General features: G+C 63.1%; 10 protein-coding genes. 7 read left to right on the top strand and 3 right to left on the bottom strand.

All coding sequences use genetic code 11. The features are described 5' to 3' along the window. Nucleotides 1–9: 9 nt before the first annotated feature. The 3 genes from J2S96_RS07795 to J2S96_RS07785 are packed head-to-tail and all read right to left on the bottom strand — an operon-like array spanning nucleotide 10 to nucleotide 3,196. Nucleotides 10–1,233, bottom strand: a complete 1,224-nt coding sequence (locus J2S96_RS07795) for a DUF4350 domain-containing protein (RefSeq protein ID WP_306861541.1) — start codon at nucleotides 1,231–1,233, stop codon at nucleotides 10–12. Next, nucleotides 1,230–1,916, bottom strand: coding sequence for a DUF4129 domain-containing protein (locus J2S96_RS07790; RefSeq protein WP_306861540.1), 687 nt, complete (start codon nucleotides 1,914–1,916; stop codon nucleotides 1,230–1,232). The genes J2S96_RS07795 and J2S96_RS07790 overlap by 4 nt, the downstream gene beginning before the upstream one ends. After that, nucleotides 1,913–3,196, bottom strand: a complete 1,284-nt coding sequence (locus J2S96_RS07785) for a proline-rich domain-containing protein (RefSeq protein WP_306861538.1) — start codon at nucleotides 3,194–3,196, stop codon at nucleotides 1,913–1,915. The genes J2S96_RS07790 and J2S96_RS07785 overlap by 4 nt, the downstream gene beginning before the upstream one ends. A gap of 176 nt (nucleotides 3,197–3,372) precedes the next feature. On the opposite strand from J2S96_RS07785, the gene mtrA reads away from it, so the two are divergent. The 7 genes from mtrA (at nucleotide 3,373) to secA (ending at nucleotide 13,782) form a co-directional block, all read left to right on the top strand. Continuing rightward, nucleotides 3,373–4,047, top strand: coding sequence for an MtrAB system response regulator MtrA (gene mtrA / locus J2S96_RS07780; RefSeq protein ID WP_059387541.1), 675 nt, complete (start codon nucleotides 3,373–3,375; stop codon nucleotides 4,045–4,047). Nucleotides 4,048–4,147: 100 nt separating this feature from the next. Further along, nucleotides 4,148–6,013: an MtrAB system histidine kinase MtrB gene (mtrB, locus tag J2S96_RS07775; RefSeq protein ID WP_306861766.1), complete on the top strand. Its 1,866-nt coding sequence runs from the start codon at nucleotides 4,148–4,150 to the stop codon at nucleotides 6,011–6,013. A gap of 47 nt (nucleotides 6,014–6,060) precedes the next feature. Next, the gene (locus J2S96_RS07770) at nucleotides 6,061–7,746 is read left to right on the top strand and encodes an LpqB family beta-propeller domain-containing protein (RefSeq protein ID WP_306861764.1); all 1,686 of its coding nucleotides are present in this window, start codon (nucleotides 6,061–6,063) and stop codon (nucleotides 7,744–7,746) included. 154 nt (nucleotides 7,747–7,900) lie between these two features. Further along, nucleotides 7,901–8,752 (top strand): ComF family protein, encoded by an 852-nt coding sequence (locus J2S96_RS07765; protein WP_306861537.1) that lies wholly within the window; start codon nucleotides 7,901–7,903, stop codon nucleotides 8,750–8,752. Between the two features lie 162 nt (nucleotides 8,753–8,914). Beyond that, nucleotides 8,915–9,640: a ribosome hibernation-promoting factor, HPF/YfiA family gene (gene hpf / locus J2S96_RS07760; protein ID WP_306861535.1), complete on the top strand. Its 726-nt coding sequence runs from the start codon at nucleotides 8,915–8,917 to the stop codon at nucleotides 9,638–9,640. A 32-nt stretch (nucleotides 9,641–9,672) separates the two neighbouring features. After that, nucleotides 9,673–10,914 (top strand): winged helix-turn-helix domain-containing protein, encoded by a 1,242-nt coding sequence (locus J2S96_RS07755; RefSeq protein ID WP_306861534.1) that lies wholly within the window; start codon nucleotides 9,673–9,675, stop codon nucleotides 10,912–10,914. Between the two features lie 123 nt (nucleotides 10,915–11,037). Beyond that, nucleotides 11,038–13,782 (top strand): preprotein translocase subunit SecA, encoded by a 2,745-nt coding sequence (secA, locus tag J2S96_RS07750; RefSeq protein ID WP_306861533.1) that lies wholly within the window; start codon nucleotides 11,038–11,040, stop codon nucleotides 13,780–13,782. Nucleotides 13,783–13,817: the final 35 nt, after the last annotated feature.

The raw sequence follows: 13,817 nt of genomic DNA, 5'->3' as shown, positions 1-13,817 counted from the left end.
CGTGATTGCTCATGGGGCCGTTGCCTCCTGCTCGAGTTTTTCAATGCTTTGTGCCCATTGGACCAGTTCTGATTCCGTGCGTGGCCGGTGGTCCAGCAGCAGCATCCGCAGCTCCTGTGCCGGCCGGTTGATCTTTCGGGACACGGCATCGAGGACGGCATTCGCTCCGGCGTCGGGGCCCAGACGGAAGTGCTTGGCAAGCCTGGTCAAGGTGCCGGCCCGGAGGTTATCGGCTGCCTGGCTGAAAGCGCGGGAATCCTGGTAGAGGCGGGCGCGGCCTTCGGCGGTTTCTACAGCTTTGACCACTACCGGCAGCGGCTCGAACACGAGTGGACCAAGCCGCCTGCCCTGCCACACCACAGCGAGCAACGCGACCACCGCCAACCACAATCCCAAGAAGCCAACCCACGGCGGCGCCAAATCATTCAGCGTCGGCGGCTTGCCGTCGCTTGGCACGTCTCCGAGCCCCGGGAGATACCAGACGAGGTCCGGCGTCGGCCCGAGGGTTCGAAGGGCCAAGGCGGCATTGCCCTCTGCCTGCAGGAGGTCGTTGCTGAGCAGGGCCGTGCTGCCGAGAACCACCAGCCGGCCGTCCGCACTGGCAGCGTAGATCCCGCCGTCGCTGCTGCTTGGCCTGTAGCAGGTCTCTTCGGCGCCGGTGTAAAGGAGTGCGCCCTTGCCGGAGACACGACCTGCGGCGAGCGCGTCAGCCTGAACGCAGCCCGCTTCCAACGTTGGCGTGCTGTCTGGAACCACTCCGGCGTTATGTATCTCGCTGCTTAGTCCCGCCAGGGTTCGGTGGCCAGGGGCTACGACCACCACGCGTCCGGCCGATTGCAGCAAGCTATGCAACTGCGCCGAGTCGAGATAGCCATTGCGGTCATACAGGAAGACAGTGGCGCGTGGTTTCCCCGCCAGCAGCGAAGTCGTGGCCGCGAAGGAATCGGATTCCACGACCGTGACTCCGTGCCGCCTGAGGATTTCGGCCGCGGCCATGGCACCGTCCGGTGCGGGATTGCTTGCAGAGAGGGGCGCCTTGTCGGTGTTCGCGGAAGACTGGGCCAAGGTGACAATGCCCAGTACCGCAACGATGGCTCCGATAATGATCCAGGCCACATGGTGGCTCGCCCAGTCCCGGAATCGGCCTGCCGGACCTCGTGCCTTTGCTTGGCCGGGGCCTGGTGTCATGGGGTTTGGTGCGATGGGACCTGGTGCGATGGGGCGGGTTGTCATCGCGGCACCGCCATGCCGTCGGCGGATTGCCCGGAGAAGTCAGGTTTCATGGCCGATAAATCACTGTCCAAGGCCAGCACGGCAGCATGGTCGGAAGCGGTGGCGGTTGCCTTCCCGTATTTCACGCCATCGAAAATCCTGGCTGCTTCCTCAAGCCGCGATCTGGCTGACCCGAAGGCACGCCCGATTTGGGCAGCCGCCTCGTCCGCGGTCCTGCCGGCCTGGATGTCAATGACCGCCCGGTCCTCCGCGGAGCGAACCACAGCGCGGAACTGCTCGACGACGGCCGAGGGCCAGTCTTCACGGCTTGCAGCGGCGGATGCACGGGCGCGAAAGCCGTCTGCGTCGACTGTTGCCTCGCCATCGAAAACTTCCGCCGACGTCTTCTTCCGGGCGTTGAGCCTCGGCCGGACGAGTATCACGGCGGCCACAATGAGGACCACTGCCAAGGCGCCGATCAACGGCAAGCTGAAGTTCGGACCGGTGATGGAACCGCCGTTCAAGGAGCGGAGCCAGTCGATGAACTGGTTCCACACCTGATCGATCCAGCTGGGTCTGGCCGATGCGTACTGCCGTTTGGACAGTTCCTCAACCGCCCAGCGCTGGGCTTCCCCACGGTCCGGATCAACGGGAGGCTCGGAGGCAGCGAAAAGAAAGGCGAAGGCTGCGGATGCCGGAATCATCCTGTGGGGAAGCCCTGACCGGTTGCCGGCGGCCACGATTGCGCACCGGCTTGACGTGCCCGGCGGCGGCCTGGAACGCCGTCGGGATCTTCCCCGGTTTCCAGAAGGCGCAGGAGCTCCACGTCCAGCCCGTCGCGCCGCATCCTCAGGTCCATGTAGATCAGGGCTGCTACGGAGGTTTGGAAAGCGAAGCCGACTGCGCCTACGAGGGCCCCTACGATCAGCGAAACCACCAGCAGGACGATCGACGTCGTGGTCACTTGGGCGGCACCGGCGTGGGGCGCGAACACGGAAGTCATTCCACCGGACGCCAAGCGCAAGGGAATCTGGATTACCTCCCCGATGATGCCCACCATGAAGGACACCAGCAGCGTGATTCCGAAGATCCGCCACCAATTCCAGGTGGTAAGGGTCCACGAGCGATGAAGACCGGCGAAGACGCCAAGTTCTTCTATGGTGATTGCGGCCGGGGCCACCAAGAGCTTGGTGTAGATCCAGGCAAATACGACCAGCGCGCCGAATCCCAACGGGAGAAGCAACAGCACCCCGGCCGGCCCTGATCCAGTCACGATGAGGGCGGCTAGTAAGAACAGGACGAGGAGGAACAGCAACGATCCGGCAAGGAGGAGGGATGCGAATCCGACGAGCGGCCAGATGCGCGAGCGGGCCAGCGACCACATTTGCTTGAACCCGGTGGGCCGGTTCAATGCCGATCTGGCGACGGGGATGGCCATGACCCCTTGAAGAATGGCCGTAAGCACCATGGCGAGCAGGGAAATTCCCATAATTCCGGCAGTCGCGCCAAGGAGCGGGCTGAGGTATTGCGTCGCCTCGTCCTGGCTCGTGAATCCTCCTGCGGGAGGTTGGGCCATCCCAAGCGTGGCAATCTCGACCACCCCGCTCAATGCGCCGGTGATTGCCTGGACAATAAGGGCGGAACCGAACATCGTTTTGGCGTTCCGCCGGATGGTCTGGAAAGCGCCGTCCATGATTTCACCGAAGAAGAGCGGACGAAGCGGCACGATTCCGGGTTTCGGGGGAGCCACATAGCGCGGCTGCCCATAGGGCGGTGGACCGCCAGCCGGCCAGCGCGGATCCACCGGCGCGCCCCATTGCGGCTGGCCGCCCCACGGCTGAGGGCCGGGCTGTGGCGCGCCGCCCCATTGTGGTTGGCCGCCCCACGGCTGAGGGCCGGGCTGTGGCGTGCCGCCCCATTGCGGCTGGCCGCCCCACGGCTGCGGTCCCTGTTCAGGCCGGTTGCCCGGGTCTGGCTGTGACACGTTTTCCTCCCCAAGAGATGCGTCCGCAGCAATGCACGGACCCCGAGAGGGGCCGTTCGCACCAGCCTATAGTTCCGCAGCCGCGCCTCATAGCCCAACCGCTTGCGGGCCGCAGCGCGCCATGCCGTGATCGGGCTCAACGGGACAAAGGCTTGGTGATAAGGGAATATATAACTATGAAGGCACGCATCCTGGTAGTAGACGACGACGAAGCGCTGGCCGAAATGATCGGCATCGTGCTGCGGAACGACGGCTTCGACCCGGTTTTTTGCGCGGACGGCGGGCAAGCGCTGGAGGTCTTCCGTTCCTCGAAGCCAGATCTGGTGCTGCTTGACTTGATGCTGCCCGGATCGGATGGCATCGAAGTGTGCCGCCAGATCCGCGGGGAGTCAGACGTTCCGATTGTCATGCTCACCGCCAAATCGGACACTTCCGACGTCGTCCGCGGGCTCGAATCCGGCGCAGACGACTACGTGCCCAAGCCATTTAAACCGGCCGAGCTCGTGGCCCGGGTCCGAGCCAGGCTGCGCCCGGGAGACCAGAAGGCGCCCGAGACCCTGCGGATTGCCGACGTCACCATCGACGTTGCGGGCCACTTGGTCACCCGCGGCGGAGAGCGGATTTCGCTGACTCCCCTGGAGTTCGATCTGTTGGTCGCCCTGGCCCGCAAGCCCTGGCAGGTCTTCACCCGTGAACTGCTCCTTGAGCAGGTTTGGGGCTACCGCCACGCTGCCGACACCCGCTTGGTCAATGTCCATGTCCAGCGGCTGCGGTCCAAGATCGAGCGTGACCCGGAAGCTCCTGAAGTTGTATTGACGGTTCGTGGTGTCGGATATAAAGCAGGCGCCTGAGTCTTCCACCGGCGAGCCCGGCACTGACCACGAGGCCGCGACCAAGGTCAAACATCCCGTTCCGGGACATCCTGTCCCGGAACACACGGACGCCCGGGCACTGAATCTCCCGTGGATCCTGGAGCGCACCCGCATTTGGACGCGCCGTGCCCTGATCCTCGCGCTGCGTGTCTCCCGCCTTGTGGTGACCGGACTCCGCCACATCCGGCCGGGGATCCGGTATTTGTGGCGCGCCCTGCTGCGCCGTTGGCGCCGGTCCCTGGAATTCCGGACCGTCGCGGTGACGATCGTTTTGTCGATGGTGTCTTTTGCGGTGGTCGGCGCGTACCTCTCCAACCAAATAGCGAACAACTTGTTCCAGGAGCGTTTGAAGCAAGCCGAATCAGAGAGCCGCTACTACGTCAAGCAGGTCCAGGACACCTTCGACGGTTCACAAGCCAACGACCAATCCAGCGTGATCACCCTCGTCTATGACACGCTGAAAGCGGTGGAGGGCAACGGCTCGGTCATTCAGCGGCGTTACGTCTTCGAAGCGATGCCCGAACAAACGAAGCCGCGTAACCGGTGGGTGGAATCGCGGGCCTCGGATCAGTTGACGGTCCGTGTCATTCCTCCGGCTCTTCGTAAGGCCGTGCAGGAATCGGGCAAGGACCAATACTGGGCTTCCACCGAGTTCCCTGTGGGCAACCAGGACCACCCCGGCATCGCGGTCGGCAACAAGGTCACGTTCAACGGCACGGTCTATGAGCTCTATCTCCTCTATGACCTGGACACCGCCCAACAAACCCTGGACGAAATCCAGAATGTGCTGTGGGCCGGCGGCGCCGCTCTGATCCTGATGATCGGCGGTATCGCCTGGTACGTGACCAGGAACGTCGTGAGTCCCGTGAGCCACGCCGCCGTCGTCTCCGAGAAGCTGGCCGCAGGCCAGTTGCAGGAGCGGATGGTGGTCAAGGGCGAAGACGAGGTGGCCAGGCTCGGCGCCTCCTTCAACCACATGGCCGCGAGCCTTCAGGAGCAGATTACGCAGCTGGCCACGTTGTCCCAGATGCAGCAGAGGTTCGTCTCTGATGTGTCCCATGAACTCCGGACACCGCTCACCACCGTTCGGATGGCAGCGGAAGTGTTGTTCGATGCCCGCGACGACTTCGACCCCATCAACAAGCGCTCCGCGGAACTGCTCTACAACCAGGTGGAGCGTTTCCAGTCGTTGCTCTCGGACCTTCTGGAGATCTCACGCTTCGACGCCGGTGCCGCGGTACTGGACGCGGAGCCGACCGACATCTTCCAAGTCGTGTCCCATGTCATCGACGGCGCTTCGCCCGTTGCCGCGGAGTACGGCTCCGAAGTGCGCCTTGCCTCGCGCCACAAGCGCATCATCGTCGAGATGGACGCCCGCAGGATCGACCGCATCCTGCGGAACCTGCTGCTCAACGCCCTCGAACATGGCGAGGGGAAACCTGTCCACGTTTCCGTTGCAGCGAACCAAGACTCCGTGGCCATCTCGGTGCGTGACTTCGGGATCGGGATGACCCCGGCGGAAGCCGCGCGGGTCTTCGACCGTTTCTGGCGCGCCGATCCCGCGCGTGCCCGGACCACTGGCGGCAGCGGACTGGGCCTTTCGATCGCCGCGGAGGACACCAAACTCCACAACGGTTGGTTGCAGGCCTGGGGCCGCAAGGGAGCAGGTTCCAACTTCCGGCTGACCCTGCCTCTCAAGAAGGGTGGCACGATTGTGAAGTCACCTCTGCAGCTTGAACCCGCAGACATCAATTTGCCGGGTGCCGCTCCGGAGCGCCAGATGCTGGTTTTGGATGCGGGCGATCCGCCCGCGGAACGCGGTTCCGCTGCGGATACGGGGCCGGAGGACGCCGGGTCACTGCCGCCTTCGACGCCCCCGCCGGGCAGCGACGACGCCGGCAATGCCCAAGACGCCGGCAATGCCCAAGGGGGGACGGTATCTTGAGTTCCCGACGCTCCTCTCTGGCCCGGCGCCGGTACCTGTTGAGGTCCATGATCGCCGTTCTTGCCGCCCTCATGGTGGTCCTCAGTTCCTGCGCGCAGATCCCGCGGTCCGGTCCGGTAGGCAAGAGCAAGGACGAGAGCGCGGGCAACCCGAATGCTCCCGTCTTCTTCCCTCCGCCACCACACCCCGGTGCCACCCCGGAGTCGATCATCGAAGACTTCTATGGTGCAGGCAGCGGTTACGAAGGTGACTACGCGGTGGCCCGGCAATATCTCACGCAGGCGCTGTCCGTCAGCTGGAAGTCCGACAAACGGACGCTCGTTTTCCGCAAGGCGACCGTCGTCAAGACCGGCGTGGAAAACGAGTTCAAGTACCAGCTGGACCTCGCCTACTCAGTTGACGCCGACGGCGTTGCGACGCAGTTCCCGGAAGGAACCACCGAAACAATTCCGGTGACGCTCGAACAGGTCGACGGCGAGTGGCGGATCTCGTCGGTCCCGGACGGCACCGCGATCCCGGAAGAGACGTTCAAAGTCATCTACGCGGCCCAGCCCATCTATTTCTATGACCCCACGTTTACCTATGCGGTTCCGGACGTCCGGTGGTTCATCAAGAAAAACACCGTCAAGGCAATGACAAGTGCCTTGCTCGACGGTCCCGCGCCTTACCTCCAAGGGGCGGTGGTCAGCGCCTTTCCTTCCGGCATGAAGCTGGCGAGGGAGTCGGTGCCGGTTGTGTCGGGAGCAGCCCAAGTGGATCTTTCCGCGAAGGAACTCGTGGATGCCTCTGCCGAGGACCGGCAGCGCATGCAAAACCAACTGGCCTTGACCTTCCGTAGCCAGCCGGACGTGGTCAACGTCCAGCTGCGGGCTGACCAGGACCTGGTCCGGGTGGAGGACAACGGTTCGGTCCTGCCGCCTGTCCTTGAGAAGAACGCTCCGGCACGACAAATCGCCATCAGCAACAACGAACTCGTGCGTTACGAAAACAACAGGGTCTCGGCCCTTCCGGACATGCAGCCGGTGGCCGCACTGAACCCGAGCGCCCCCGCCGAGTCCCCGACGTCCCAGGCCGTGGCCTTCCTCAACGGTGCCGGGACCTCCTTGTATTCGATGATTCCCGGCCAACCTGCCCGTCAACTTACAACCAGGAGCACGCTGAGCCATCCCTCCTTCAGCCCGCAGGATTGGGTCTGGACGGCAGGTCCGGGAGCCAGCGGTGCCACAGAGGTCGTGGCGTTCAAACCGTCGGACATTCCTCAAGGCCAGCCCGTCCCCACCGTGACGATCACGCCCGCGTGGCTGGCAGGGCGCGTGGTGCGGGACTTCCGGGTATCCCGTGAAGGGACGCGTGCGCTGGTCATCTCTGAGATGAACGGCAAGTCATCGGTGCAGGTGACCGGCATTGTCCGCAATCCTGACGGCACGCCCAAGGATCTGACCGCACCCACAACGTTGTTTTCTTCCTCCCCCGTTGACCAAGGCGTGTGGGTCAATTCCACGACGGTCGCGGTGATGAAAGCCTCGTCAACCGGGAATGTGGTTCCAGAACTGTTGTCCTTGACCTCGGGCCAGCCGCAGCTGTTGCCTGCGTGGCCTAACCTGACGAGCATCAGCGCGGGCAACGGACCCGAGCAGATTTTCGGACAGTCCGGGGCGGGTGTGTTCCAACGAGTGGGGAACGGCTGGGAACTGCAACTCAAGGGCCCGGTGGATCCTTCCTTCCCGGGCTAGATGCCCTCGGCCAGGTGCGGGTTTTCCACATAGCCCGTTTGCGCGGTGTTGGCCCTGGGAGGGGAGCCGGATGCTTGGGGCATGGGTACTGAAAGTCGCAGCCGGGCGCGTGACGCTGACCTAGACGTCGTCCCGGCTGGGGCCGCACGCCCGATTGGCGAGGTTCGCGCAGGGTGTCGACGATGCCTTCGTCGACTTGCTCGCCGTCCTGGCTCCCGTGGAGTGCGTGTGCTGTGGTTCCGAGGATTCCTCGCTCTGCGGCGCTTGCGCACGTCAGTTGCGCCTTCTGTGCAACCGTCCATTCCGCGCCGAAGGGCAGGCGCCGGCCCTGCTCACCGTGGATGGGTCCGTGATTCTGCCCGTCGTCGCAGGCGGACACTATCGGGACGAACTTGCCCAAGCCTTGCTTTCCTTCAAGCACCTGGGCCAGGGACGGCTCGCATCAGTGCTCTCGCCGGCCCTGGGCAAAGCCATCCGGTCCGCCGTCGGAGACCGCGTAGACATCTGTCTTGTGCCTGTTCCCAGCAGCAACGCGGCGTTCCGGCGTCGTGGATTCAGCCCCGTCCATCTCTTGCTTGCCCGCCTGCGGCGCCTGGACGCTATCCCGGGCCTGCGCGTGGCGGATGCGTTGAAGAAGGCGCCCGCGTTCGCAGGGCCGCCCCTCATCAGCGCACTTCTGGCCAGGTTCGACAGTATTCCAGGCCCGGTTGTCATTTCAGAAAGCGGGCAAAAAGGCTTGGGCCGCGGTGAGCGCGCCCGCCGTGTGCGCGGCTCCATGACCGTTCGGCTGCTCCGCAAACGTTCCTTGGAGGGGAAGGCCTGCGTTATCGTCGACGACGTCCTCACCACGGGTGCCACCCTCGCCGAAGCCGCCCGGGCAGTGTCCGCGGCCGGAGGTGTGGTGTGTGGAGCGGTCGTCCTCGCAGCCATCCGGCCGCCAGCCGGTGGCGACCTTCCTAGGAGCGGACCAAGCATTCAGTCCCGTATCGACTCAAACAAAAAATAAATGACGAAAGGATGAATTACCCGTGTCGATGAACTAACGTCGGTTATGGGTACCAAGAACAGATGTACCTGTCGATAGCGGCTCGGAAAGGGGCTCGACTGTCCGTCAGATCAGCCCCCGAGAAGCGCCCTTATCGTGTCACCGAGTTGTTTGGAGGGCACCATGGAGTTCATGATCAGCGGCCGTAATCTGACCGTTTCGGATCGCTTCCGCGAGTATGCCGGCGAGAAGATTTCAAAGATTGAATCGCTTGGGGACAAAGTCCAGAGGGTTGACGCGAAGGTTTCAAAAGAAACCAACCCGCGCCAGACACCGGGCCAGCTCACGGTGGAAGTGACAGTTCTGGGCCGGGGCCCTGTGATCCGGGCCGAAGCGAGCGCCGCTGACAAGTTTGCCGCCTTTGATCTCGCCTACAGCAAGCTGCTTGAAAGACTCCGCAGGGCCAAGGACCGCAAGAAGGTCCACCACGGCCGCCACACCCCCAAAGCCGTTCGTGAGGCTACTGCGACGCTTGAGCCTGCCAGCGCGAGCGAACCCATTTACGTCGAGGCCAGCAACCACCAGGAGTCAACGACGCCACAAGTGGAGACCTCGCCTTACGATGTCGACAACGACATTCCGGTCGGTGATTCCCCCGTCTTGATTCGTCGCAAGGTTTTCCCCGCCGCTTCGCTCACCCTTGATGACGCGGTGGACAACATGGAATTGGTGGGCCACAATTTCTACCTGTTTGTGGACAAGGAAACCAACACGCCGTCGGTTGTCTACCGTCGCCGTGGCTGGACCTATGGAGTCATCACTCTGGACTCCACGTGCGAACCAGGAGACGAACCCGTGGAGGAAAAGATCCACGCCTACCGCTCGAATGACCAGGCCGCCACAACCTAGGCCGCATTCGTATTTCCCATGAAAGGACTGGCATGGCCGCTTCGCTGAGCCTCCCGCAGGCACGGCGGATTGCATTGGCAGCCCAAGGATTGGACAAGGAACGGCCCACCGGCCCCGTGACCTCACGGACGGTGGGCCGCACCTTTGCCCGCCTCCAAGTGGTGCAGATCGACTCCGTCAATGTCCTCTCACGCAGTCACTACCTTCCATTCTTCTCAAGGCTAGGCAATTACGACCGAAGCATCCTTCATGCCATGGCCGGGCGGAGTCCGCGGCGCATGATGGAGTACTGGGCGCACGAGGCGAGCTTCATCCGCCCGGAACACTTCCAGGACCTGCTGCTCTGGCAGAACCGTGCATGGGTTGGCGCGGCCCACTTGGAACCGGGAGTCCGGGAGGACATGGCGAACCGGATCCTCGGGGCGCTCGCATCCGGGCGCCCCATGACCGCCGCTCAATTGACCGCGTACCTGGGGCACCAGGAAGACCGGCAGCACGATAACTGGGGCTGGAACTGGAACCTGGTCAAAAGGGTTTTGGAGCACTTGTTTGAAGAGGGCCTCGTGACGGCCGCGTCGAGGACAGAGCAGTTTGAGCGCCGGTACACGCTCACATCGCGGGTTCTGCCGCCGGGATTGCCTGCCGTCACCGCCCGCGCAGGATTGCTCCCGTTCGGTGGCTCCGACATGGCGGCGGTGGCCATGGACCGGCTGATCGACGCCGCAGCCCAGGCCCATGGCATCGGAACCATCCGCTGTTTCGCCGATTATTTCCGGACTCCGGTAAAGGCAGCTGGAGCATCGGTCGAAAGGCTCGTAGCCACCGGGCGTCTCGAGCCGGTCACGGTACGTGGCTGGGACCGGGCCTTGTACCGGCATGTGGAGGCCAGGCTTCCCCGGACCGCCACGGGCCGCGCCCTGCTCAGCCCCTTTGATTCACTGGTCTTTGAGCGTAGAAGGCTTGAGGAGTTGTTCGGCTTCCATTACCGGATCGAGATCTACACGCCGGCGGAAAAGCGCAAGTTCGGCTACTACGTGCTGCCCTTCCTTCTCCGTGACGCCGTGGTTGCGAGGGTAGACCTCAAGGCCGACCGCGCGCGCAGGCAGCTTCTGGTGCGTGCTGCCCACGCCGAAGCGGACGCCCCGGCGGACACCGCCGTCGAGCTTTCTGCTGAGCTTCGCCTCATGGCCGACTGGCTGGGGCTCGACGACGTTGTCGTGTCGCCGATAGGCGATCTCTCGCCTGCGCTTGCCTCGGCAGTGGCCCGCAACTGAAATTCCGGAGCTCCCGCAGCGGGCGGTACTCCGCTCTCAGGGAAATCAGGCGTCGGGGCGTTGGTCTCTCCCGTAGACTGAAACCGCCAGAATTCGGCAGCTTGAGACTGGGAGCAACTTTACGTGGCATCACTTATCGAAAAACTTCTCCGCACGGGTGACAAAAAAACCCTGAGGCAACTGCGGACCTATGCCGATTCCATCAATGCCCTCGAAGACTCTTTCAAGACCTTCTCCGACGCCGAATTGCGCGAGGAGACGGACAGGCTCCGCGCCCGTCACGAGGACGGCGAGAAGCTGGACGATCTCTTGCCGGAGGCTTTCGCAGCTGTTCGTGAAGCTTCTTCCCGCACCCTGGGGATGCGCCACTTCGATGTCCAGCTCATGGGTGGGGCCGCCCTTCACCTCGGCAATATCGCCGAAATGAAGACCGGTGAAGGAAAGACCCTCGTGGCCACCGCTCCCGCCTTCCTCAATGCCCTGAGCGGCAAGGGCGTGCACGTCGTTACAGTCAACGACTACCTCGCCGAATACCAGTCCGAGCTCATGGGCCGTGTCTACCGCTTCCTTGGCCTCAGCAGTGGTTGCATCCTCTCCAACCAGGATCCTGAAGTGCGCCGCCAAATGTACGCGGCAGACATCACCTATGGCACCAACAATGAATTCGGCTTCGATTACTTGCGCGACAACATGGCGTGGGACAAGTCCGAGCTTGTGCAGCGCGGCCACCACTTCGCGATTGTCGACGAAGTGGACTCCATCCTTATCGACGAAGCCCGTACCCCGCTCATCATTTCCGGTCCGGCCCAGGGCGACACCAACCGCTGGTACAGCGAGTTCGCGAAGGTCGTGCAGCGCCTCCAGCCAGAGGTCGACTACGAAGTCGACGAAAAAAAGCGCACCGTCGGCGTTTTGGAAGCCGGCATCGAGAAGGTCGAGGACTACCTCGGCATCCAGAACCTCTACGAATCCGCCAACACACCGCTCATCGGCTTCTTGAACAATGCGATCAAGGCCAAAGAGCTCTTCAAACGGGACAAGGACTACGTCATCCTGGACGGCGAAGTCCTCATTGTTGACGAGCACACCGGGCGTATCCTCGCCGGACGGCGCTACAACGAGGGCATGCACCAAGCGATCGAGGCGAAGGAAAACGTCGAGATCAAGGCTGAGAACCAGACCCTGGCCACGGTGACGCTGCAGAACTACTTCCGCATGTACTCCAAGCTCTCGGGCATGACCGGTACCGCTGAAACCGAAGCAGCGGAGTTCATGAGCACCTACAAACTCGGCGTGGTTCCGATTCCCACCAACCGGGACATGCAGCGCATCGACCAGTCGGACCTTGTGTACAAGAACGAAATCGTGAAGTTCGAAGCCGTCGTGAAGGACATCGCGGAACGGCACGAAAAAGGACAACCCGTGCTCGTGGGCACCACCAGCGTGGAGAAGAGCGAATACCTTGCCAAGCTGTTGGCCAAGGAAGGCATCCGGCACGAGGTCCTGAACGCAAAGAACCACGCGCGGGAGGCCGCCATTGTGGCGCAGGCGGGGCGCAAGGGTGCTGTCACGGTCGCTACCAACATGGCCGGCCGCGGTACGGACATCATGCTGGGCGGAAACGCCGAGTTCACGGCCATCGCCGAACTGGCAAAGCGGGGCCTGGACCCCGAAGAGAACTCCGAAGAATACGAGGCCGCGTGGCCGGAAGCACTCGAGGCGGCCAAGCAGGCAGTCAAGGACGAGCATGAGGAAGTGCTTGGACTTGGCGGCCTGTACGTCCTGGGTACGGAACGCCACGAATCCCGTCGAATCGACAACCAGCTTCGTGGCCGCTCGGGGCGCCAGGGTGACCCGGGGGAGTCCCGTTTCTACCTCTCGCTGACCGATGACCTCATGAGGCTTTTCAATTCAGGTGCCGCCGAGCGCCTCATGAACAGCTCAGTGCCGGACGACGTTGCCCTCGAATCGAAGCTCGTGTCGCGTGCGATCGCTTCGGCCCAGGGCCAGGTCGAAGGGCGGAACGCCGAGCAGCGCAAGAACGTCCTCAAGTACGACGACGTCCTGAACCGCCAGCGTGAAGCCATCTACGGCGACCGTCGCAGGATCCTTGAAGGCGACGATCTGCACGAAAAGGTCCAGTACTTCCTGGAAGACACCATCAACGCCCTGATAGATGCCGCGACGGCGGATGGAACCGGCGATGATTGGGACTTCCACCAACTGTGGACCAACCTCAAGACGCTCTACCCGGTAACCGTGACGGCCCAGGACATCATTGACGAGGCCGGCGGCAAATCCCGCGTGTCCGTTGAATTCCTCAAAAACGAGATCCTTTCGGACGCGAAGCTCGTTTACAAGGAACGGGAAGAAGCCATTGGCTCCGAGAACATGCGTGAGCTTGAGCGCAGGGTTGTCCTCTCCGTCATTGGACGCAAGTGGCAGGAGCACCTCTATGAGATGGATTACCTCAAAGAGGGCATCGGTCTGCGCGCCATGGCCCAGAGGGATCCGCTGGTCGAGTATCAGCGTGAAGGTTTCACGATGTTCCAGAGCATGATGGAGGCCATCCGCGAGGAGAGCGTGGGTTTCCTCTACAACCTGGAGGTAGAAGTAACCCCTGCCGAAGACGTAGTCGTGGTGGACGGCAGCCCCGAGGGCGGTCACGTGGAACATCATGATCCGCAGATCCGCGCGGCCGGTCTCGAAGCCCCGGAGAAGCCTGTTCAACTGCAGTACACGGCACCTGGTGAAGACGGTGGGACCCAGACCCGCGTTGAGGGCCGGTCCTCGGGACGCTCAGGCAATCCTGCCAAGGCTGCCGAAGATGGCAGGCAGCGCGCATCCAACAAGAAGAAGCGCCGCTGACACTGCGATCGCCCGGCGAATGTAGCTGACGGACC

This window comes from Arthrobacter bambusae (genome assembly GCF_030812595.1).
Lineage (GTDB): Bacteria > Actinomycetota > Actinomycetes > Actinomycetales > Micrococcaceae > Arthrobacter > Arthrobacter bambusae_B.
Note: the sequence above shows the minus strand (reverse complement) of the source record. Positions and strands in the feature narration are given on the sequence as shown.

Excerpts from the sequence above, each read along its gene's own strand:
- J2S96_RS07795 (WP_306861541.1), bottom strand. The coding sequence starts at position 1,233 with ATGACAACCCGCCCCATCGCACCAGGTCCCATCGCACCAAACCCCATG.
- J2S96_RS07790 (WP_306861540.1), bottom strand. The coding sequence starts at position 1,916 with ATGATTCCGGCATCCGCAGCCTTCGCCTTTCTTTTCGCTGCCTCCGAG.
- mtrA (WP_059387541.1), top strand. The coding sequence starts at position 3,373 with ATGAAGGCACGCATCCTGGTAGTAGACGACGACGAAGCGCTGGCCGAA.
- J2S96_RS07770 (WP_306861764.1), top strand. The coding sequence starts at position 6,061 with ATGATCGCCGTTCTTGCCGCCCTCATGGTGGTCCTCAGTTCCTGCGCG.
- hpf (WP_306861535.1), top strand. The coding sequence starts at position 8,915 with ATGGAGTTCATGATCAGCGGCCGTAATCTGACCGTTTCGGATCGCTTC.
- J2S96_RS07755 (WP_306861534.1), top strand. The coding sequence starts at position 9,673 with ATGGCCGCTTCGCTGAGCCTCCCGCAGGCACGGCGGATTGCATTGGCA.